This is a genomic window from Candidatus Omnitrophota bacterium, assembly GCA_014728045.1.
Lineage (GTDB): Bacteria > Omnitrophota > Gorgyraeia > Tantalellales > Tantalellaceae > WJMH01.
Genome location: WJMH01000012.1, coordinates 66,682 through 88,330 on the forward strand (window position 1 = coordinate 66,682; position 21,649 = coordinate 88,330).

The 21,649-nt window shown below is 48.3% G+C and carries 19 protein-coding genes, 1 tRNA gene and 1 other RNA gene; 17 read left to right on the plus strand and 4 right to left on the minus strand.

The features are described 5' to 3' along the window. The first annotated feature begins 4 nt into the window (after positions 1-4). The 6 genes from GF409_04090 to GF409_04115 all read left to right on the plus strand — a co-directional run bounded on the left by GF409_04090 (position 5) and on the right by GF409_04115 (position 8,272). Complete coding sequence (locus GF409_04090; protein ID MBD3426396.1) at positions 5-595, plus strand: hypothetical protein; 591 nt, start codon at positions 5-7, stop codon at positions 593-595. Between the two features lie 158 nt (positions 596-753). After that, the gene (locus tag GF409_04095) at positions 754-1,470 is read left to right on the plus strand and encodes a hypothetical protein (GenBank protein MBD3426397.1); all 717 of its coding nucleotides are present in this window, start codon (positions 754-756) and stop codon (positions 1,468-1,470) included. 197 nt (positions 1,471-1,667) lie between these two features. Beyond that, on the plus strand, positions 1,668-2,801 hold the full coding sequence (locus GF409_04100) for a hypothetical protein (GenBank protein ID MBD3426398.1): 1,134 nt from the start codon (positions 1,668-1,670) through the stop codon (positions 2,799-2,801). Between the two features lie 43 nt (positions 2,802-2,844). Beyond that, entirely contained in the window at positions 2,845-4,104 is a 1,260-nt protein-coding gene (locus GF409_04105; protein ID MBD3426399.1) for an ROK family protein, read from the plus strand. A gap of 16 nt (positions 4,105-4,120) precedes the next feature. Beyond that, a complete protein-coding gene (locus GF409_04110) occupies positions 4,121-5,356 on the plus strand; it encodes an extracellular solute-binding protein (GenBank protein MBD3426400.1) in 1,236 nt (411 codons plus the stop codon). A gap of 204 nt (positions 5,357-5,560) precedes the next feature. After that, on the plus strand, positions 5,561-8,272 hold the full coding sequence (locus GF409_04115) for a hypothetical protein (protein MBD3426401.1): 2,712 nt from the start codon (positions 5,561-5,563) through the stop codon (positions 8,270-8,272). A gap of 78 nt (positions 8,273-8,350) precedes the next feature. Here GF409_04115 and GF409_04120 read toward each other — a convergent pair whose 3' ends face one another. Next, a complete protein-coding gene (locus GF409_04120) occupies positions 8,351-9,253 on the minus strand; it encodes a hypothetical protein (GenBank protein MBD3426402.1) in 903 nt (300 codons plus the stop codon). 29 nt (positions 9,254-9,282) lie between these two features. Then, on the minus strand, positions 9,283-9,549 hold the full coding sequence (locus GF409_04125) for a hypothetical protein (protein MBD3426403.1): 267 nt from the start codon (positions 9,547-9,549) through the stop codon (positions 9,283-9,285). 171 nt (positions 9,550-9,720) lie between these two features. Between GF409_04125 and GF409_04130 the strand changes: the two genes are divergently transcribed. Genes GF409_04130 through GF409_04145 form a run of 4 tightly spaced genes read left to right on the plus strand, consistent with a single transcriptional unit; the run spans position 9,721 to position 13,737 of the window. Then, positions 9,721-10,560, plus strand: a complete 840-nt coding sequence (locus GF409_04130) for a M48 family metalloprotease (protein MBD3426404.1) — start codon at positions 9,721-9,723, stop codon at positions 10,558-10,560. Continuing rightward, the gene (locus tag GF409_04135) at positions 10,560-12,164 is read left to right on the plus strand and encodes a phospholipid carrier-dependent glycosyltransferase (GenBank protein ID MBD3426405.1); all 1,605 of its coding nucleotides are present in this window, start codon (positions 10,560-10,562) and stop codon (positions 12,162-12,164) included. Before GF409_04130 ends, GF409_04135 begins: the two co-directional genes overlap by 1 nt. Positions 12,165-12,173: 9 nt before the next feature. Continuing rightward, on the plus strand, positions 12,174-12,878 hold the full coding sequence (locus GF409_04140) for a glycosyltransferase (protein ID MBD3426406.1): 705 nt from the start codon (positions 12,174-12,176) through the stop codon (positions 12,876-12,878). A 4-nt stretch (positions 12,879-12,882) separates the two neighbouring features. Further along, positions 12,883-13,737 (plus strand): ChbG/HpnK family deacetylase, encoded by an 855-nt coding sequence (locus GF409_04145; GenBank protein ID MBD3426407.1) that lies wholly within the window; start codon positions 12,883-12,885, stop codon positions 13,735-13,737. A gap of 75 nt (positions 13,738-13,812) precedes the next feature. Here the strand turns inward: GF409_04145 and GF409_04150 are convergent, their stop codons facing one another. Both GF409_04150 and GF409_04155 read right to left on the minus strand, forming a co-directional pair. Continuing rightward, a complete protein-coding gene (locus GF409_04150; GenBank protein MBD3426408.1) occupies positions 13,813-14,016 on the minus strand; it encodes a hypothetical protein in 204 nt (67 codons plus the stop codon). Between the two features lie 115 nt (positions 14,017-14,131). Further along, positions 14,132-14,218, minus strand: a tRNA-Leu gene (locus GF409_04155). A gap of 145 nt (positions 14,219-14,363) precedes the next feature. Here GF409_04155 and smpB point away from each other — a divergent pair. The 7 genes from smpB to GF409_04190 all read left to right on the plus strand — a co-directional run bounded on the left by smpB (position 14,364) and on the right by GF409_04190 (position 21,609). Further along, entirely contained in the window at positions 14,364-14,822 is a 459-nt protein-coding gene (gene smpB, locus GF409_04160) for an SsrA-binding protein SmpB (GenBank protein MBD3426409.1), read from the plus strand. An 11-nt stretch (positions 14,823-14,833) separates the two neighbouring features. Further along, positions 14,834-15,219: a transfer-messenger RNA gene (gene ssrA, locus GF409_04165) on the plus strand. A 285-nt stretch (positions 15,220-15,504) separates the two neighbouring features. Further along, on the plus strand, positions 15,505-16,713 hold the full coding sequence (locus tag GF409_04170; protein ID MBD3426410.1) for an AAA family ATPase: 1,209 nt from the start codon (positions 15,505-15,507) through the stop codon (positions 16,711-16,713). Between the two features lie 195 nt (positions 16,714-16,908). After that, positions 16,909-18,537 (plus strand): hypothetical protein, encoded by a 1,629-nt coding sequence (locus GF409_04175; GenBank protein MBD3426411.1) that lies wholly within the window; start codon positions 16,909-16,911, stop codon positions 18,535-18,537. Positions 18,538-18,849: 312 nt separating this feature from the next. Then, positions 18,850-20,877 carry a HAMP domain-containing protein gene (locus GF409_04180; protein ID MBD3426412.1) on the plus strand — a complete coding sequence of 676 codons (2,028 nt, stop codon included), beginning with the start codon at positions 18,850-18,852 and terminating at the stop codon, positions 20,875-20,877. Further along, on the plus strand, positions 20,855-21,223 hold the full coding sequence (locus GF409_04185; GenBank protein ID MBD3426413.1) for a response regulator: 369 nt from the start codon (positions 20,855-20,857) through the stop codon (positions 21,221-21,223). Before GF409_04180 ends, GF409_04185 begins: the two co-directional genes overlap by 23 nt. Positions 21,224-21,231: 8 nt before the next feature. Beyond that, positions 21,232-21,609, plus strand: coding sequence for a response regulator (locus GF409_04190; protein ID MBD3426414.1), 378 nt, complete (start codon positions 21,232-21,234; stop codon positions 21,607-21,609). Positions 21,610-21,649: the final 40 nt, after the last annotated feature.

Sequence of the window (21,649 nt, forward strand, 5' to 3'; positions counted from 1 at the left end):
TAACATGAAGAAAGTAGCATTAACTCTAGCGGTATTAGGCCTTCTGTTCGCTGGTACGGCCGTACATGCACAGGAACAAACTGTTCTTTTCAGTTTTGAGGATGGTTTGCAGGGATGGGAGATCCCGGACTGGGCCTACGAGAAACCTGATCACGTCCAGAAGGAGATAAGCCCTTCTGCTGATTTCGCCAGCGAAGGCGCTCAGAGCCTGAAGATGGACGTGGAATACCCGGGCGGAAGATGGACAGGCGGGATAGTCGAGATAATGCAGTATTTCGACTGGACCGATTACAGCAAAATAGCCTGTGACATATATCTTCCCAAGGATGCTCCTCTGGGGCTGAGGGCTAAGATGATACTGACCGTGGGGGACAGCTGGAAATGGGTGGAGATGAGCCGTTCTTTCGGTCTCGTTCCCGGCCAATGGGTCACCCTTACGGCGGATATAACCCCGGGAAGCATTGACTGGAGAAGGATCCAGGTCGATGAATCTTTCCGCGCTGATATAAGAAAGATAGATATAAGGGTTGAGTCCAATAACAGGCCGGCTTATACCGGTCCGATCTATATCGATAACGTTCGCGTTATCAAGTGATCCGGTTGACCTGTCATTATTGGGAAAGACCATGAAGCAAGAGGGCAGAGACCGGTGGATAGACCGGTCTCTGCCTGCTGTTTTGATGTGTTAACAGCTCCTTTTTGCAAGGCTATTAATAAAACAGGCAAGGTAGGGAAAAGGAAAGGAAAAAGAGAATGAGTAAAATTCGTTTTAATGTTCCGGTTCTACTGGTGGCAACACTTCTTGTATTTACCGTTATGATAGCCGGTTGCGGCCCCCAGAAAGAGGAAGGTCCCGCCACCGGAGGTAAGACGATAAAAATATCGAAGAAAGCCGCCTCCCAGACCCAGATGCCGGAAAGGCCGACGCCTTCCACGGCGCCTATTACCGAGACAAGGATCTACTACGATTTCGAAAGCGACCTTAACGGATGGGAAGTACCCATGTGGGCGCAGGGCAAGAGGGATCATATCGCCAAGAGCGCGGAGGTTTCCACGGAAGTGGCCTCCCACGGCAAAGGGAGCATGAAGATAGAGGCGGATTTCCCGGGAGGCATGTGGTCGGCGGCCCTGGTCGAGATACAGCAGTATCTTGACATGAGCAATTACCGGGTGATAAGGGCAGATGTCTATCTTCCCCCGGATGCGCCGATGGGGCTTAACGCCAAGCTCATAATCACGGTGGGCGAGACCTGGAAGTTCGTCGAAATGAGCCGCAGTTATCCCTTGATACCGGGCGAATGGGTGACGATAAACGCCAGCATAGAACCAGGAAGCTACGACTGGAAGAGAGTGGTCCCGGACGAGAAATTCGCCGAGGATGTACGCAAAATAGCCGTAAGGATAGAATCTAACAAGAAACCTAAGTACACCGGTTCTGTATTCGTGGATAATATCAGGGTTGGCAGATAGTATCCGCTGATAGATATATCCATTTTGGTCGGTTTGCTGTTACGGAACGGACTTGTTAGCCCGGGGAGAGGTCCTGTAAGGATCTTTCGTGATCTGTGATATATTCTTTTTTTTGCCCGGTTAGTTTCTACATTTATAATCCGGGCGGAAGAAGTTTAAAAAACGTTTGAAAAATCATTCTACGAAAGGAAAAGATCATGCCTAAGAAAAAATCCCAAGAGAAACCGAAAGAGAAAGGACAGGCCAAAACAGCGGCAAAAAAATCTTCCAAAAACCTTTTTCTGAAGGTGTTGATACCCGTTGTCGCGGTCGTAGTGGTTGCCGCGGCCGCATTCACACTTATCAAATTTGTGCCGCAGGGCACCGGAGTAAGGGCGGAGTTCCAGAAGGGGATAGGATACGTAACCTGGTCGCAGGGAGGCTACCTTACCGAAAATTCTGACGAGTCCCTAGCAAAGGCCAGCCAGATCGGGACCGAGTGGGTCAGCATTCTGGTCACCTGGTACCAGACGACGCCCTGGTCAGGTGATATACAGAGGACCTCCAAGACCCCTTCCGACGAAGCGGTGGTGCATGCCATACGCAAGGCACACGAGCTGGGTCTGAAGGTATGCCTCAAGATGCACCTGGATCTGTTGGATACCTCCGACGGCAGCTGGAGAGGCGAGATAGGCAGCATGAGGGAATCCGAATGGGACGATTGGTTCAGGAAATATACCGAATATATCATGTATTACGCAAAGATGGCCGAAGAAGAGGATGTCGAGATGCTTTGCGTGGGGACGGAGCTGTCGACCACCGCCACAGCCAAGGGATATATGTGGGAAGACCTGATCAGGACCGTGAGGGGTTCTTTCTCGGGACTATTGGTATACGCGGCGCACTGGGACCGGTATCTTGATATCCGGTTCTGGCATATGCTCGACTTTGTCGGGATAAACGCGTATTTCCCGCTTACCGAAGAGATGGCCCCCAGTTACGATGAATTGCGCGAGGGTTGGAGCAAATGGGTCGCGGAGATCGAGGATTTCCAGGAAAGAGTGGGTAAACCGATCATTTTCCCGGAGGCCGGTTGTAATTCCGCCGACGGCGCGGCTATACGACCATGGGAACACATCCCAAGGAGCGAAGTAAATCTTCAGCTGCAGGCGGATTATTACAGGGCCCTCCTGGAGGAATTCTGGGACAAGGAATGGTTCTACGGCCTGTACTGGTGGTACTGGGGCACTAACGCTAGCATGGGCGGTAAATATAACCGGGGTTTTACGCCGCAGAACAAGCCGGCCGAAGAGGTCATACAGAAATGGTACTCCAAACCGGTTTCGAAGTAAACTATCCAGCGTGTCGCTTGAAAATATGTGAAGGAGTATTCACATGAGGGAGTTCATAGCAAAGGAGAATAGGCTCTCCGAGAAGGAGAGAAGGAACCTGAGCATTCTCGATGCCATACGCAGAGGAGGGGAGATATCCAGGGCGGAGATATCCAAAGTGACCGATCTGAATATCGTTACCGTTTCAAATTATGTCAGCAAGTACATAAAGAACAAGATCGTCTTTGAAACGGGTCTTGATATCTCCACCGGCGGAAGAAGGCCGGAGCTTCTCAAGCTGAACGGAGATTACGCCTACAGTATAGGCATAGACCTTGGTTCGCCTCATCTTACCATTGACGCGGCGGTCGTGGGGGTCCTGATGGATATGACCGGCAAGGTGATCGCCCAGGAGAAGGTCCCCAAGGAAAAGGAATCTTTCGAAAAGCTCACCGAGAGAGTGCTCGGCATGGTCGACGACCTCATACGCAAATCAGGTGTTTCCCCTTCGGACATAAAGGGTATAGGCGTAGGCATATGGGGTGTTATCGACCGTTACCGGGGGATGGTGCGTTACGCGGTCGAGAACGAACAGATCGTAAGTTATACTAACCTCCTGAGCCAGCTGGAGGCCAGGTTTGACGCCCCGACGCTTATCGAGCATGATGCCACATTGGCAGCTTTCGGGGAAAGATGGTCGGGTATTGGTGCCGGGAGTTCTGCATCCAACCTGATTTTTCTGTGTTCCGATTCAAGCTGCGGGCTCGTCATAAAAGGGGATCTCTACTACGGAGCTACGAAGAGCGCAGGGGAGCTCAATCTGAATCCTCCTTATCCTGGGGAGGAATCAAGCCCGGACAAATGCTGGGCGAGTTATGATTACGGATGCTGTCTGCGTTCCAGGGGGCTGGACCTTGGTATACCCGACCGGATCAGGAGTTATCTCGGGGAGCATCCCGGGGAAGGCAAGGCAATAATGGAGGCCTGCGGCGGGGATGCTGAAAGAATAGATTTCAGGACCGCAATAGAGGCTGCCGAAAAAGGGGACGACCTTGCAAGACTGACCCTTGAGGATGCAGGGGACTATCTCGGCACCAAAATAGCTTTTTTGATAAACCTTTTTAACCCCGAGGTGGTCGTCGTCGGCAGGGGCATTGAGAAAGCGGGAGATATATTCTTCTCTTCGGTGCGCAGGGCCGTTAGAAAGTGGGGTTACGAAGAATCGGTAAAGGTCGTCAAGATACTACCGACCAGCCTGGGCGATAACGTTGTCAGTGTCGGCGCCGGAGCCCTGGTCATACAGAATCTATTCGCTGAAGTGTAAAGAGAAGGAGAGGAACGTGTTGCTAAAAAAGATAATAACATCATTAATTCTGTCCGTTTTTGTTTTTTCATTATCCGGTTGTGGCGCAGGCGCGGAGAAAAAGGACCAGATAGTCATGTGGCTTGTAGGGTCCGAAGGCCAGGCCCAGACCATAACCCAGCTCAGCAAGAAGTTCACCGAAAAGACCGGTGTCGAGGTCCTGTGCCAGGCCATATCCTGGGGCGATGCCCACAGCAAGTACCTTACTTCCATAGCCGGCGAAGTTACTCCCGACATAGGGACCATGGGGCTGACATGGGGCATGGAGTTCGGCGAACTGGGTGCCATGGTCAATTTGCGTGAAACTTACCCGGAAGACGTCGAAGAGCTTGAGACTAAGATATTCCCCAGCATCCTTGAATCCACCAGAGTGGGCGATAAAGTATACGGCATACCTTTTGACCTGTCGGTGCAGATCATGTACTACAGGAAAGATATGATACCGGAGCCACCCAGGACCTGGGATGATCTTCTCCAGACGATAAAGGGGCTGAAGTCAAAAGAGAAGGGAATGGTGTATGACTGGGGATCGCTTGAGTGGATAGGTTATTCTCCCTTCCTCTGGCAGTCGGGAGGAAGTTACTACAATGATGATTTCACTCAGGTGACGCTGGATACCCCCGAGGCCGCGGAGGCCATGGGTTATTTTGCCAGTTTATATAAGGCGGGTATGCCGAAAACACAGGTTCCGCTCGAGCAGGGAATGAGGACGGGGGATTATCCTCTGGCGATATCGGGTAACTGGAAGATCGTGAGCCTTACCGTGGGTGCTCCCGAGCTGGAAGGCAAATGGGGCATAGCCATGCTTCCCAAGGGACCCACCGGCAAGCGCACCGCTTTCATCGGCGGAAGGATACTCGGTATATTCTCAAGATCCAAAATGAAGGACGAGGCATGGGAATTCATCAAGTTCCTTTTCAAGCCCGAGAACCAGATCAGGATATATGAGGATTCACTCGAGACAGAAGATTCGTATCTTCCTCCCAACATGGATACCTGGAGCGACCTGCCGATGGACCAGGAATTTAAGCGCGTTCTGGTGAGCCAGGCCAAGGACGCCAAGGGACCACCGCCTGTTCTGGCCTGGGATTCAAGCACGAGATTCATTAACCACGCCATACAGATGGTGGTATTAAAGGGCGCAGATCCGGCCGAACAGCTCGAGAAAGCTACTGTAAATATGCAGAAAGAACTTGAACAGAGAGGCAGATGATCTAAGCGCGCATCACTTATCCAAAGGGCGGCTTTCTAAGCCGCCCTTTTTTTATAAATTACCTAGAAAAAACAACTTACAAAATACGTTAGTCAATAAAAAGCTAGTTTTTTTAGTTGATGTTAGGCTAAAAAATTGTTATTATGCATTAGGAGATAAAATATTCAGTAAAAGGCAAATTACGCATTTTTGGAAAGGCAGGATATGCACGGTGTAAGAGGAAGATCATGGTTCAGGATCGTAAGTCTTGTACTTGTACTCACGTTAATATTTTTTGATATAGCACAGGCGAGCCAGATAAATATCCCCGAAGCAGCAGAAAAACTTTCCGCGGAACTCCCTTTTCAGACCGAGATAATGTCAAATGAAAAGGAAGCTGTCCGTAGATCGCTGTTCGCGGATATGAAACTGCTCGCATCAGCGCAGAATATCGCCAAATATCTTCTTGAGGACAGGCTGCCACTGGAACATCTCGAAGCGGTAATATCACGTGAAACGGGCCAGATCATAGGTGGGATAGATCTATCCAAGGTCAATTTTTCCCCAGATAAGAAGGTCGTCATAATCCCGTGCGTCTGTTCGGGACATAAATGCCTAATACAGGTGGCACTTAAGGATGAACTTCCCCGGGATGGGCTCTCTGGTCAGAAATGGGTAGCATCTGCCAAGTATTTGATCTATGTTTCTTTCGGGGAAAAAGAAGAGTCAAAAAAGACAAAAAGCGAAAAGACCCCCCCGGCAAAGACCCCCCCTGATAATACCGGTTCCAGGAAGGGAAAACATAATCTAACCGCCCGTAATTGCTACAGGGCGATGTACTGCTTAAGGCCGGTCACGATCGCTGTGACCGTGGTATTCGGATGGATCTATCTGGTCCACGGCATGACCGACCCCATGAAGTTGCTTTCATGGGCGATCATCAACGTTCTGGCCTTTACGACCGCCTATTACTGGTACATGGGAAGGGATATACGTTCTTCCATGATAGAAGTGGGGGTTCCGGAAGACAAGGCTCTTGATGAGCCGGTCTCCAACACCGAAGGGTTTCTGCATCATGCTTTCAACCATCTCAGTAAAATGGAACAGAGCAGCGTGCTCAAGCACGAGGTCCTGAAGTGGCATCCTCTCGGGATGGTCTTCATGACGCCTATTCCGAGCTTGCTTCTGGCCCCTTATTTCTGGTTCGCGATCGACAGGTTCTATAATATCTCTTCGATGTACGCGGGGATAGACCATAATAATCCCGAGAGCATTTACGAGTACGCCCAGCTGGGTTACCCCAAAATAAGGGCTTTCGCTATCGAGAGGTCCTGGCAGATAGAAGATATAGACAAAATGGGCAGGCTTTTCGTTCTAGCCTACGGCAGGGACAGTGAACTGGCCGAGCCGGCTATTCATAAGCTGTTCAATTCCGGTAATGTCGAGAAGATAAGGGAATACTCCAAACAGTGTATGATGGCCTATGCCGACAAGGTCTTTGATGTATGCCATGTAAGGGCCATACTCGTCAGGGACTGCATGCAGGGTGAAATCAAAGAAAAACTGGCGGAGAAGCTGGCCGAGCATGTGACCACCTGGGAGGATTTTAAGAGGGTCGTGGCCCTTATAGATCACCATTATGAGCGGAAAGCTCCTTGTTTCACGAAGCTGCACGCGATGGCAGAAACACCGGGTGAGATAGAAAAACTTTTTCTCGGTGAAAGGATCTTCTCTAAATTCGGGAAAATACGACGCCACAAGGAAGTCCATGTAGATCCCAAATATGAAAGAGATGCTTCATATAAACTGGCACGCGCGGTTGCTGAAGTCTACGGCATGAGTGAACTTACCGGCGGCCAGCTGGAAGATGTACTTATTGCCGTCAAGGACGTTGTTTCGTTCCACCAGGCCAGGAAACCCGCGTATACATTCGTAGAGGAACTCGCCGAAAACCCGAACGACCTTAAAAGGAGCATACTGGCCCAGGGAGGGCTTATCCCCAGCCGGAAGAGCGAAGCGGAACAGAAGCCCATTCCCGGGGAAGAAGAGGTGGAGCTTCCGGCCAACAACAACCGGGAAAAACTTATCAATGCCTGTAACGACATGGTCGCGATCCTTGCCTTGAGAAGCGATATAACCAGAGAATTCATGGGGAACGAAACTAATACGGACATTGTTTTCACGGCCGAGGCGCTGCTGGCTGATCTTGAGAGGATACGAGAGACGGGGGAGGCCCCGATCCTTTTTACGGAAGCTGTCATGGAGGTCGAGAGGACCTTGAGGGAGAATCTGCGGGAATTTGAGTCAGCGGGTCTTGTCTCATCCATCATAACGCTCGCAAGAAAGGCCAGGAGAGAGGACAGAAACCTTATTATCGGCGTTGAGACCGCCTGGATACCGGGTTCGGAGCGGGCCACAATGCAGCACATGGCGATAAATCCCCTTATCACCGATATCAAATCCCTGGGATCGAAACTTAGGTCCATCGGCCTTGATAACGTTATCATAGTGCATGATAAAAGGGATTATCTTGCCCACCAAGTCATATGGCAGACCACAAAGGATGGCCCCAATAGCGATTATTCCAATGTGGTCATACTTGCTTCTCAGGATACCATAAACTCTAAGGCTTTCGATCCTTTACGCAGCACCCGGACGGAGCAAAAGGCTTTTCTTGCCGGTGTCGACCACAGCGAGCTTGACGCTTTCACCGAGAAGAGTACTGAAGATTACACGCAGATAAGGATACGCTTGGTGCAGATGCTGGCGCTCGCTCTTGAGTTGGCATCCGGGCAGAGTGCGCCGGAGCTCCCGATCATACGCGAATATAACAAGACGCTCAGGACTGTCATATTCCTTCCCGGGGCGGAGCCGATGGATTTCAGGGAATTGCAGAGGCTTTACAGAGCGCAGCAGAAAGCCCTTGAGGCGGCGTAAGCCCGAGCGGGATGTTTGAGGATAATAAAAAAAGGAGGCTTGTACAAGCCTCCTTTTTTTATTATATAAGCGGGTATTTTAGAAAAGTATCTGCACCTTCGCGATGTATTCCCACGCTGCGCTAACGCGCCTGAACCTTTCGCTGGTTCCGTCGCCGCGTCCCCATGCGGTCTGTCCAAGCTGAAGCTCGAGGTTAAGACTGGACTGAGCTCCTTTTTTAACACTGGAGAAGCCTTTTCCCAGGAGGTTTATAATGGGGCCGGCGCGCCAGGTAATGGTGTCTTTACGCACTCCCGTTCCCTGATGGGAAAGCCTCACATCCAGCTCGCCTTTCAACATGAGCCAGTCAAAGGGGGAGATGCCGCCTTCGAGGAACATGGGAAAATAATTCGCGAAATCTGCATTGACCCCCGTATCGATCTGCCAGAAATAACCGAACTCACCGGACACGTAAGCAGGTTTTTTGAACACTGTGAAGGATTTTCCCACAAGGCCCCGCAGTTCCACGCCGTTACCGTATTCAAACAGGTCGGGCTGTTGGACCACATCGGGGTTTCCCGGATGGATGTAGAACTTGAGCTGTCCGGCAGCCACGACGGGTTTATCCATGAATTTGTATTTTATGCCGGGTTGTATCTGCTTGAAGCCTTCGTGCTTGGCTTTTTGGCTATTGAACTGCGCGGTGCTGAAATCGTTCTTCCAGTGGCTCCAGGTATAGGGGATATTGAGCAGGATGTTCAGGTTATCGTTGAAGCCGAACTCAAATTTCTGCTCGAGGTCGTATATCTCCGATATCCCGCCGTGGTCCCAACGGCTCCTGTCACCGTTCTCATCGAACGCTCTTTTGGAGACAAAATAACGGAAAAACGTTTCTGTCCAGAGCTTGTTCTTTTTTAGTGTCCATGGTCCCGCGTGGGAGACCTCAGGCATCAGAAGAGCGACAAAGAGTGCCGCAGTAATGAAGAAAGCCGTTCTTTTCATTGAAATACCCCCTTGATTTATTCCCGAAATTATCTGCTTAATCCGAAAAGAGCCGCGAACCAGGCCATAATGCTTGCCTGGCCTTTTTGTTCATCAAGTATGGATTTAACGTCATTGGGCGAGAGGATGCCTTTTTCGGTCATGATGGCGCCGATTTCCTTGTGCTGCTGGTGCTTTTGTTCGTATTCCTTTTGTATGCGCAGCGCCTCTTTTACCTCATCCTCTGATGCAAGACCGCGTCCCACAGCGATTTCGCCGAATTTCTTGGTCTTCTTTTTCCTTAAAAATTCAAACATACATGCCTTTTTATAATAGTAATAAAAAATATATTATTTGCCAAATAGTATATATGTTTTAAAGCCTTAAGTCAAGAAAAGCCTGCTCAAGCGCCTTTTGAAAAGAAGGGTTGACTTAAACGCATATTATAATATATTATTCTATGACTATAGGCTGGAAGAGGTGATCAAATGAGTTACATAAAGACGGGTTTATTGCTGGTCGTAATGACCTTCATTCTGATGTGGGTCGGAAGTCTCGTGGCAGGCCCCAGAGGCGTTATTATAGCTTTTATTGTAGCCATGGTGCTCAACGGGGTCAGTTACTGGTACAGTGACAAGATAGTGCTGAAGATGTACAACGCCAGGCCGTTATCATCCCGGGAGAACGCCGATATCTATTCGGTGGTGGAAGAGCTCAGCTCCAGGGCAGATATACCCGCACCCAGGGTATATATAACGGACGTTGCCGTTCCCAACGCTTTCGCGACCGGAAGAGACCCCGACAATGCCGCTTTATGCCTTACCAGGGGGCTTGTGGAATTACTGGACAAGGAGGAGCTTAAGGGCGTCATCTCCCACGAGCTTTCGCATATCAAACACCGAGATACCCTTATCATGACGGTCACCGCGGCCATGGCGAGCGCGATAATGATGGCTGTTTACATGGCCAGATGGGCGGCCATTCTCGGCGGGTTTTCCAGGGAGAGGAATGACTCGGGTAACATCATAGGATTATTGGCCGTAAGCATATTTGCCCCGATAGCCGCCCTTATAGTCCAGCTGGCCATATCCCGTTCGCGGGAATACGCCGCTGATACAAGGGGAGCCGAGATAGCCGGTTCCCCCGAGGGGCTCGCCAGGGCCCTGGAACAGATGGCCCGGGGCAATGAACGCACCAGATTCGACGCGGCGCCCCAGACTCAACACCTGTTCATCGTCAAGCCGTCCGCGAATAATTTCGTTGCCAACCTGTTCAGCACGCATCCGCCTGTGGCCGAACGGGTCAAAAGACTCAGGAGCATGGCCTAATGCGTGGATCCAAATTTATTCTGATATTGATAGCTGTTATGCTGTTTCTGTATTTTTTCGGGCTGGGGGATATGCCCCTTACCGATCCGGATGAGACTTTTTACGCCCAGACGGCAAAGGAGATGCTCGAAGCTGATGAGTGGGTCACTCCCATGATATTCGGCAAGCCGCAGTTCGAAAAACCCGTGCTTTACTATCTTCTTATAGTTCTGAGTTATATGGTTTTCGGGGTTGGTGAGTTCGCAGCGAGATTCCCTTCGGCGGTTTTCGGTATTCTGGGCGTTCTGGGGGTTTATTTTTTCGGAAGGCTCCTTTTTTCGCCGCTCTGCGGGTTCCTTTCGGGGATGGTCATGGCGACCTGCGTACAGTATCTCGTCCTCGCCAGAGGTTGCGTAACGGACATGGTGCTCTTGGTCTTTATCCTGTACACGCTTTTATTCTTTCTGATGGGATGGATGGGTAAGGGCAGGGGATATTTCTATCTCGCTTCGGTAGCTGCGGCCCTGGCGGTACTCACGAAGGGTCCGATCGGTCTATTTCTCCCCGGTCTCACGGTATTATTATTCATCCTTTTGACCAGGCAGTGGAAAAGGTTCCCGGAGATACCGCTTTTGCGGTGCATTCTCCTGCTTCTGCTGGTAAGTTTGCCCTGGTATATCGCGGTTTACCGTATGCACGGGTCGGCCTTTGTTGATGAATTCTTCGGTTTTCATAACGTTACGCGTTTTCTGGTTCCGGAGCACAGGATAGGCACGTCGCCGTACTTCTACATACCGGTCATCCTGGGAGGGTTCTTCCCCTGGAGCACTTTTCTTCTTTTCGGTGCGTGGAACATGTGGAGACACCCCCATCCAGGATCAGCGGACTCGCGGGCAGGGAATTACAGGCTGTTCCTCTTATTATGGTTTCTTGTGGTGTTCCTTTTCTTCTCTTCATCCAGCACGAAACTCGTCACTTACATTTTTCCGCTTTTTCCGGTACTAGCGTTAGTTGCCGGGAGGTTTTGGGAGAGGTTCATCACTAGCTCGGACGAGGATGAACGAACGTCTTTTTTCATGAAGATATCCTTCTGGATCCTCGTTGGATCATCCCCGGTCGCGGCTGCCGGCGCCGTTTTTCTGGTTAGATATGAATACGCGACCACCTCAGCAGTCCAGGGCACGATAATGGCCTCCGTTCTTTATCTTCTGGCCATTATCGTTTCGGCACTTTTCTTTCTCAAAAGGCGCAGAATGGCCTCTTTCGGCGCCATCGCTTCTTCGGTATTGGTCTGCGCTTTACCCGTGGTCTGGTTCATTCTCCCGGTCGTGGGTGTACATGAATCCAGCAAGGAACTTTCTCTTAAGGTCAGGGAGCTCGCCTCTTCCGATGAAGCGGTGGGGGGCGAATGTGATCACCGCCGTGGGATAGCCTTCTACTCGGGCAGGACCGATATGACGGATATACATCCTCATCAGGCCCTCAGGGATTTTTTCTCCAGGAAGGAGAGAGTGTGGGGTATAATACAGCAGAAGCATTACCGTAACCTGAAGGCAGAGATGCCCGGAAAGGTGTCCGAGCCGGTGGCCAGTTCGGGAGAATATGTTCTTATAACGAATGAATAGGTAGAATATATGAACGATAGCCCCAGCGTATCCTTTGTCTTACCCATGTACAATGAGAGCGCCAATATCACCGCGTCCATACGCAAGATCAAGTCCATCGCCCCGGAGATGACCCCGGATCACGAGATAATCATAGCCGATGACGCATCCACGGATGGAAGCGCCGATATCGTTGAAAGTATCTCGCGGAAGGACTCAAGCGTAAAGCTTATCAGGCTGCCGGAGAATACGATGTTCGGAGGTGCGTTCGCCGCGGGTTTCAAAGCAGCCAGCAAGGACGTTATCATGTACATGGACGCGGATATGCCCGTCGGGGAGGAAGATATAAAAAGGTCCTTTCCCCTGATAAAGAATGCCCACATAGTTACTGGCTACAGCAAGGTAAAAAAAGGGGACACCCTCAAGAGGAAGATAATATCTGTCGGGTACAATCTTCTGGTCAGATCGCTTTTTCGTCTGGATATACGTGATATCAATTCCGGCTATAAGATAGTCAGGAGGGAACTGGTGGAGGATATGCAATTCATCTCCCGCAGCCCTTTCGTGGACGTTGAGCTTTTCCTGCACGCCAAAAGAAAAGGCGCCAGAGTGGAACAGTATCCTCTGGTCTTTACCTCCCGTCCGGGAGGTAAGTCCTACATCGCCAGGATCCCCGTAATATGGGCGACCTTCTGCGATATGATCAAGGTGAGGGCCCTTACCCTGAAAGGTTGAACGCATGAAAGCGCTTATCATAAACGCCGATGATGTCGGCCTCTCAAAAGAGATAAATGAAGCAGCAAGAAAGTGTTATCTTGAAAAAGTGATAACGGGGGTGAGCTTACTTGCCTGCGGGGAGAGCTTCAGTGATGCCGCAAGCATGCTGCATGGGGTGGGCAGGACTAACGTGGGCGCTCATCTTGTTCTTACCGGGGACTTTAAACCCTGCACCAGTGATCTTTCCCGTATAAGGACGCTCGTCCCCGGAGGGCGGTTCCCTGCCGGCTATAAGGCGTTCGCCGCGAGGTATTTGCTGGGAGCGGTTTCCGCTGACGAAGTGTATGAAGAGACCACCGCGCAGGTAAAAAAAATAAAAGAGGCGGGGCTTCAGGTTACGCATATAGACAGCCACGAGCATGTTCACATGTTCCCGGAGATTCTCCGGACAGTTATCGCGGTGGCGCTCGATAACGGTATCCCTTATGTAAGGCTTCCCAGGGAGAGTTCGAAAGTGGTTATCACCGCCTTTTCACCAAAGGACCTTTTGCGCCACGCGGGGCTCAAGGTCTTCGCCTCCCATGCGCGAAGAGCGATGAACGCTTTAGAGGTCTATCATAACGATTATTTCTGGGGACATTTCCATGCGGGCAGGCTCGATAACGGTATCCTCAGTTTTATCGTAAATAACCTCGGCGAGGGGATCAATGAACTTGCTGTCCATCCGGGCGTTTTAACCCCGGAACTGGAGGAAAGGTCCTCCTGGCACCGTAATTCCCAGAAAGAGCTCACTGCCCTGATAGGGGGAAGTTGGAGAAGGTCCCTGGCAGACAGCGGGGTGCGGACGATATCCCATCTTGAAACGATGCATATCTAGACCGGGATCCGGCTTGGATAAAAAAAGCGCCCGCTTACTGTAAGCGGGCGCTTTTACCTTAGGTGATTAAGGTTATTATTCAGATTTGATCAAAGCTATGACTGCCAGAAGCAGAATGCATGCGGTTCCCGAAAGCATTCCCACGGCGGTGAAACCCTCGCCGAAAAAGGGCAGTTCCGTAAAACCCATTATGCTTTCTTCACCGATGAATCTTGCTATAACAGTGTAGGCGAAAAGAACAGTGCCTATTATCGCTAAAAGGTTGCCGAGTGTTTTCATGATTCCTTACCCCCCCTTATTGTCTGTCAACTCAATATGGTCGCTTATCCCTTAATGGCAAATATACCATGTACGAAAATCAAAGTCAAAACAATAATGGAGCTTGGATGGATGATGGTGCGGGCGAAGGGACTCGAACCCCCATGGAGTTTCCCCCATATGGACCTGAACCATACGCGTCTGCCAATTCCGCCACGCCCGCACATCAATTGGTATTGACAATTAATCTAGAGGATTATACTATAAATGGAGATTACCGTCAATTACGGTATAAATATATAGTGAAATATTTATCTTCACATATGGATGATAAATGAGTTTAATTATGTTATAATAAAGCTAGAATCATGCCAAAAGAAAACACAAGTGTGGTAACTAACCGTCAGGCATACCGCGATTTTCATATAGAGAAGACTTATGAAGCCGGGTTGGAGCTCTTTGGTAATGAAGTAAAATCCCTGAGGACGGGAAACGCGAACTTAAAGGGTAGTTTCTGCAGGATAGAAGGGGGCGAGATATTCGTTCACAACATGCATATAAGCCCTTATGACTTCTCTTCCGATGAAACCGACCCTGTGAGGCCGAGAAAGCTCCTGCTGCACCGAGCGCAGATAAGGAGTCTTGGTATAAAGCTCGCGCAGCAGGGTTATACCCTGGTACCTCTAAAGGTTTATTTCAAGCGGGGGTACGCCAAGATGGAGATAGGGCTCGGCAAGGGTAAGAAACTTTACGATAAAAGGCAGGCCCTTAAGGAAAAACAGGTAAAGCGCGAAATGGACCGCATAATGCGGCATAAGAGAAGATAGCTCTTTGATATGGGGGTGACAGGACTCGACGTGTTCTTTAGGTCTTGGAGCAGCATGCAGAGGTTCCAGGTGGCCTCTTTAAAAACCTGGAAAACAATAAACGCAGACTACAATCCAGTAGCCGAAGCCGAGTCTATCTTGGCTGAGGATGCGTTAAATGTTCCCTCTATGATGGGAACTGGTTCATTAGTTGGCGCCTTGGCCATCTAAATAGGACCTAAACTAACAAGGACTGCTGTAGTGATTTCTCCTAGCTTCAGCCAGTATCAGGAGAATGCTCCCGGAAGGTTCCCCGTCTATCGGGTCTTCCCGGAAAAGATCAATAGGTAGACTAAGCATGTAGATACTCCTCGGTCAAAGTTCCCGGACCCGGGTTCGAATCCCGGCACCTCCACCAATTTTTCCAAGCATAAAGCCGATTTCCATCAGGGAGTCGGCTTTTTTATAAATCATTATAACGATGTATGCATAATTACGCATTTTACGTAATCCTGGGGATGCAGGTTAGGACTTGAGGGGTGAACAAAAATGGAGTGTATTCCAAATTAGTTGATCTATTTTGGAAATAATCGAGATTAGATATGCTGGATCGCTTTTTATGCGGAAAAAACAAGTAAATCTTGCATTTTTATAAGTTTTAAGTATACTTAAAATATATATAAAAAATAAAGGAGTTTTAAGTATGATTAAAGAATATATTAAAAGAAAACACTATCTTGATAAGGTTTCTTCTTTTATTGATAAAGATATCATTAAGGTGATCGTCGGACAGCGCCGAGTAGGGAAAAGTTACTTGTTATACCAGATAATGGATATCATCAGGGATAAAGGTGTGAAAGCCGGAAATATAATTTATATAAATAAAGAACTACATGATTTCGATGATATTAATACTTATAAAGACCTTTTGGAGTACATAGAGGGAAGGATAAAAAATAAAAGAAAACATTATGTTTTTCTTGATGAGGTTCAGGAAATAGAAAAATTTGAAAAAGCTTTGGAAAGTATGCAGGCCTCAGGCAAGTATGATATTTACTGCACAGGCAGTAACGCGAATCTACTTTCCGGTGAATTGGCTACTCACCTTAGCGGGCGATATGTCGAAATTAAAGTTTATGGTCTTTCATATCCTGAATTCCTTAATTTTCATAAATTGAATAATGATCAGGAATCTCTTTTAAAGTACATCAGGTACGGTGGCCTTCCGTTCTTGATCAATCTGGAGTTCAAGGATGAGATCATCTATGAATACCTTAAGAATATTTACAGTACGATCCTTTTCAAGGACATCGTGAAAAGACATTCGATACGGAATGTAGCATTCTTAGAACGCCTGGTTGAATATCTGGCCGATAATACGGGTTCTTTGGTTTCGGCGAAAAGCATAAGTGATTTTTTAAAATCCCAGAAGATAAAACTTTCCCCCAATATTGTATTGGATTACTTATCCTTCTTATCGTCTGCTTTTTTTGTGTTTAAAGTCCAAAGGTCTGATGTAGCAGGCAAAAAGATATTTGAGATCGGCGAAAAATATTATTTCGAAGATCTTGGGTTAAGACATTCTGTAGTCGGATATAAACAGGTAGATATCAATAAAGTCCTGGAAAATCTTGTTTTTCTTCATCTAAAGATCTCCGGATACAAGATAACTGTGGGAAAGTTAAAAGATAAAGAAATCGATTTTGTATGCACTAGAGGCGGGGAAAAGTTATATGTACAGGTAGCATATCTAATAGATAGCCAGAAGATCATAGACAGGGAATTCGGAAATCTTTTAAAAATAGAAGATAATTATCCGAAACTTGTAGTTTCAATGGACGAGGTGGGGGGAGATAAATACAAAGGAATTGAGCAGGTTAATATAAGAAAGTTCTTAGGTAGTTTACTTTAGAAAACAGAAAAAACGTGGTGAAATGCCCCAGTTGAGCACGAAAATAGGAAAATCCCGGCACCTCCACCAATTTTTCCAAGCATAAAGCCGATTTCCATCAGGGAGTCGGCTTTTTTCTGTATATTATTAGTGCGCGCAAAGATCCAACAGCCATCGGGCGGATACAAGAAACAAATGGCGTTAGCTCCGTGAAAGATGTTATACTTATATGACATGAAAAGCGGCAGAAGATTGTTGTTCCAGTTCCTCGTAATAACGCTTATCTATCTCGTGTTCGCTTTACCTAAGATGGATCAGCCGGTCACTGATGATGAGATCTACGAAATAAATAATGTCCGGCTTATCATTGCCGGGGAAAAACCCGTAGAGTTCATTCCTTCGATTTACAACTGGGCGCTTGTTCCTTTTGTGAGGGGCTTCAACGAGCGGGTTCTGTCCGTCAGGATGCTGGGATTATTGTGCGCATTTGCCTCTTTGGGACTTCTTCTGGTCCTTGCCAGAGGAGTCTTCGGAGAACATGATCCCAGGGTCATGGCCGCGGGCGTGTTCCTGGCCACGAGCCCCTTGTTCGTTCAGGGCAGTCTGCTCGTCCATGTTGACAGCACGTTGCTCGTAACGGCGGTTTTGTTATGGATGGTATGCCTGACGGAATTTCTGGAGGGGGGCACATTTATCCGGCGGCTCCTTCTTCTCGCGTCACTGACATTCACGCTTTTGTGCAAGTTCAGCACGCCACTATTGATACTTCCGTTCACCCTGGGCTTTGTGTTTCTGAAAAGAAGAAAACTATTTTTCAATTATTTCCTGATCTGCGTGTTGTCGGTGTTCTCATTCTGTGCTTTATGGTGGCTTCTCTGCCAGTTGAACACGCTTTCCTTCGGCGCTCCCTTCATCGGACTTCTTGAAAGGGGCAGGATGTATTTATCCGCGGCGGGACTTAAAACCATACTTAATAACATGGTGATATTCTGCGCGTGGGCCTCGCCGTATCTGGTGATCGGTTCGTTTTTAATGGTTCTCTCGCTCATTAGGGATCACCCCCTCATCAGAGACAAGCTTCTTCTTGTCGGTATTACGGCTTGTTCTATTCTGCTATATCTTGCAGTAAGCCCTATAAACCATGGATTCCCCAAATATATCCTTCCGGGGATACCTCTTATAGGCTTATTCCTCTCCGGGAATTATCTGAGAGGTATCGGCCGGGAGCGATCCAAATACCTCGCTTTGCTTCTGGGGTGCGCGGCGTATTTGATAATGATGCAGTACGATCCCGTATATCTCATAAGATTCAAATTAAGGGACATTCTGGCTTATGGAGGCGGAACGGGCATATTATACGGGCAGCTCTTTTGGCAGTCTTTGGTGTATTTGCTGCCGCTGCTTTTGTTTTTCTTTTTACGTAGGCGCATTAGGGTTCCTTTGGGCGCGGCTCTGGTCATTTTAATAATATCCTTTAATGTTTCACTCGCGTCAAAACAGGCCCTGGCCCGGTATCAGACCAATTACAGCTATGGACAGGAGGGAGCAGAAGAACTTGAGGCTTTTCTTGATAAGAATGTGCGTGAAAGAGACAAGATAATTGCAACAAAAGAGGTGCTTTATCTCTTGGGTCGGACAGATAGTTTTTATTCGGTCAGCTTCTGGAGAAACCCTGAAGACTTTTTAGATGCCCTCAAAAGATCCCGATTCCTGGTCGTAAGCACACCTTCCCACAGCATGTATTTTTTCAGAAATGTCCTGAATGCTCCCGAAGTGCGGGATTACCTGGATAAGAACTATCGCGTTAAACGGATGGGCACTTTCATTATATACCAGAGAAGATAAATAAGCAGCATTCAGATACTGACCGGCAAACAGGATTTTTGCTTTCATATTTATACATACCCCGGGTTATTTTGACTATTGATATAAAAGTGGAAAAAAGTCAGTGAAAAGGGGAATTAAGCACTTTGTTATCAATATTCACTTCAAATATACTGGTTATATAATAATACGACAATATACGAACATGTGCCTCCGGCAACTACTTGCGTAGGGGAGTGATTTTTGAGGGGCCATGGGAAGAGGAGATAATATGCTTGATCTGAACAAGAAGATCATGAAGCCCGAAAAGTGCCTGAGGTGTTCAAAGTGAACATGAGAATGAGCATAAGGAAAAAACTGGCGATCTTGATCCTGACAGCGATTCTCTTGACCACGGGAACGGGTATCGGTTTAGGTTATTTCTTCGGTTTCAGGCTTTTGCGGAATACCATAGCCATGGATTACGTTAAGATGTCCGATCTTCTCAGCGAACATATGAGCCTTAAGATCAACGACCTGGTAAAGGAAATGACCGTATATTTATCAGCGCCCCAGATGATCCGTCAGATAAAGGAAACGAACAGGCAATACACGGACGGGGATTCAACTGACAAGATGTTCGCATATATGGACAAGCAGTGGCAGTTAGTTCCGGAAGATGACACATTTTTCCAGCGTTACATAAGTAGCGAAACAGGGACGGAACTTAAAGTCATAACGCAGAAGGATCCCGAACTGGAGGAAGTGCTGCTAACCGACAGAAAAGGCGGACTGGTCGCATCTTCGGGCATAACGAGCGATTTTTATCAGGGTGATGAAACTTGGTGGCAGAAAGCTTTTTCCGGCGGAGAGGGCAAGGTTTTCATAGAGGGCATTACCTACGATGAGTCGGTCGGCAAACTGGCGCTTTCGATAGCGATCCCGCTGAAAGAGGGGAAAGAACTCCTAGGTGTCGCCAAGGTGGTGGTAAATTCGAAAAGATTCCTTGAACCCCTGGAAAGATTCCACATAGGGAAGACGGGTCACGCGGTTCTGACGGATGATGAGGGTGTTATCATATACCACATTGGCATGGAGCCTTTTGAGAACAGGATTTTGGATGAGAAAGCATTCCGAAAGTTTGTTTCCACTCCCCAGAAGTGGGCGGTGATACGCTCACCGCATATCCACGAAAGAGATATGCTCTTGGCTTTTTCCAGGATCGATAACAGCTATCTGGAGCAAAGCGGCCTGGGGCTGATAATACTGATCGACAAGGAAACGCGTGAAGCCTATATGCCATTGCGCAAACTTATTCTGCAGATGTTCCTTGTCACGGGTATGTTGATCCTTTTTTGGATACCTCTCGGACTTCTTTTCGGGAACTTCCTCGTCAAACCCTTAAGAAAACTCCATGAAGCTACCGAACATGTTCAAAGAGGGGAAATGGACTACCCGATACACGTAAGAACCGGTGATGAGATAGAACAGCTTGCCAGTTCCTTCAAGTACATGGTATCAAGGATAAGGGCCAGGGAAAGTGAACTTAAGGATGTTAACGAGTCCCTGGAGCAAAAAATAGAGGACAGGACGCATGAACTCAAAAGATCCCAGCAGAAATTGCAACAGAAGAACAAGGAGCTTGAGGAGAAGGTGAAAGAGCTGGAGCAGACCCAGAAGATGCTGGTCCAGACCGAGAAACTTTCTTCTCTGGGAAAGCTCATCGGCGAAATGGCCCATGAGGTCAATAACCCCCTGCAGGCGATATACGGCAGGGCCCAGCTTTCTCTCATGGAGGAGATAGAGAGTGATCAGCTCAAAAAAAACTTCAAGATCATAGAAGAGCAGTGTTCCCGGGCCAAGGATATCATTAGGCGCCTTTTGGATTTTTCCAAGCCTTCAAAAGGAGAAACGACCCAGATAAATATAACTGATGTCATGGAAGATACGCTGAAACTGATAGAGCACCAGTATTCGCTTGAGAACGTGAACATTAAAAAAAACTATTCATCAGAAGACCTGCAGGTGGAGGTGGACAAGAACCAGATAGAGGAGGTATTCTTCAACATAGTGAAGAATTCCTCCGAAGCGATGGATAGGGGAGGGGACATAGCGGTAACCACCACTAAAGAAGGCGATATGGCGCGTGTCGAAATACGGGATACCGGGCCGGGCATGTCCGATGATGAGCTCGAAAAGATATTTGACCCCTTTTATACTACCAAGGAGAAGGGGACCGGTCTGGGGCTTTCCATCTGTTTCGGTATAGTGAAGGATCACGGTGGTAACCTTAAATATGAGAGTGAACCCGGCAAGGGAACAACGGCCACAGTCTTTTTGCCGCTGAAAGGGAAAAGTCATGAAGAGAATACTTCTGGTTGATGATGAGAAACAGATCCTGGAGACCATGCGCAGATTCCTGGAGAAGAAGGGTTTCGAGACAGTGACCGCTTCCAGCGGGAAGGAGGCGCTGGAGGTAGTGGATTCCGGAGAGAAGCCCGATGTGGGGGTCTTTGACATAAAGATGCCGGGGATGAACGGTTTTGAATGCCTGAAGAAGATCAGGGAAAAGGGTATTGATTTTCCTGTGATATTCCTGACGGGCTCGCTTAACAAGATGGCGCATATGGATGAGCTTAGAGCTGTCGGGTGTACTACCGAAGACATGGTGCACAAGCCCATAGACATGAACGTAATCATGGAAGAGATAAACAAAAAAACTGGTTAAAAAGGGAGATGGAAAAGATGAAGGCGAAGATACTTGTTGTCGATGACGAAAAAACCATCCGGGATATACTGGAAACCTTTCTTGAGAAAAAAGGGTATGAAGTGGCCACCGCCGCAACAGCGGAGGAATGCCTGGAGAAGCTCAAGAACGAGAAGCCTAAGATAATACTTCTGGACATAAGGCTGCCGGGCATGAGCGGGGTAGAGGCCATAAAGAAGATACGCCGGATCGACGAAAATGTCGGGGTGATCATGGCAACGGCCGTGCTTGACGAGGAAGTCGCGAAAAAGACCATCGAAATGGGCGCAGCCGACTATATCGTGAAGCCCTTTGATCTTGATTACCTGGAAAAGACGCTCACTGTTAAACTGGCCAGCATGGTCTAGAGGCCACTCGAGGACGAGGCGAATCGCGTTTTTCGGATAA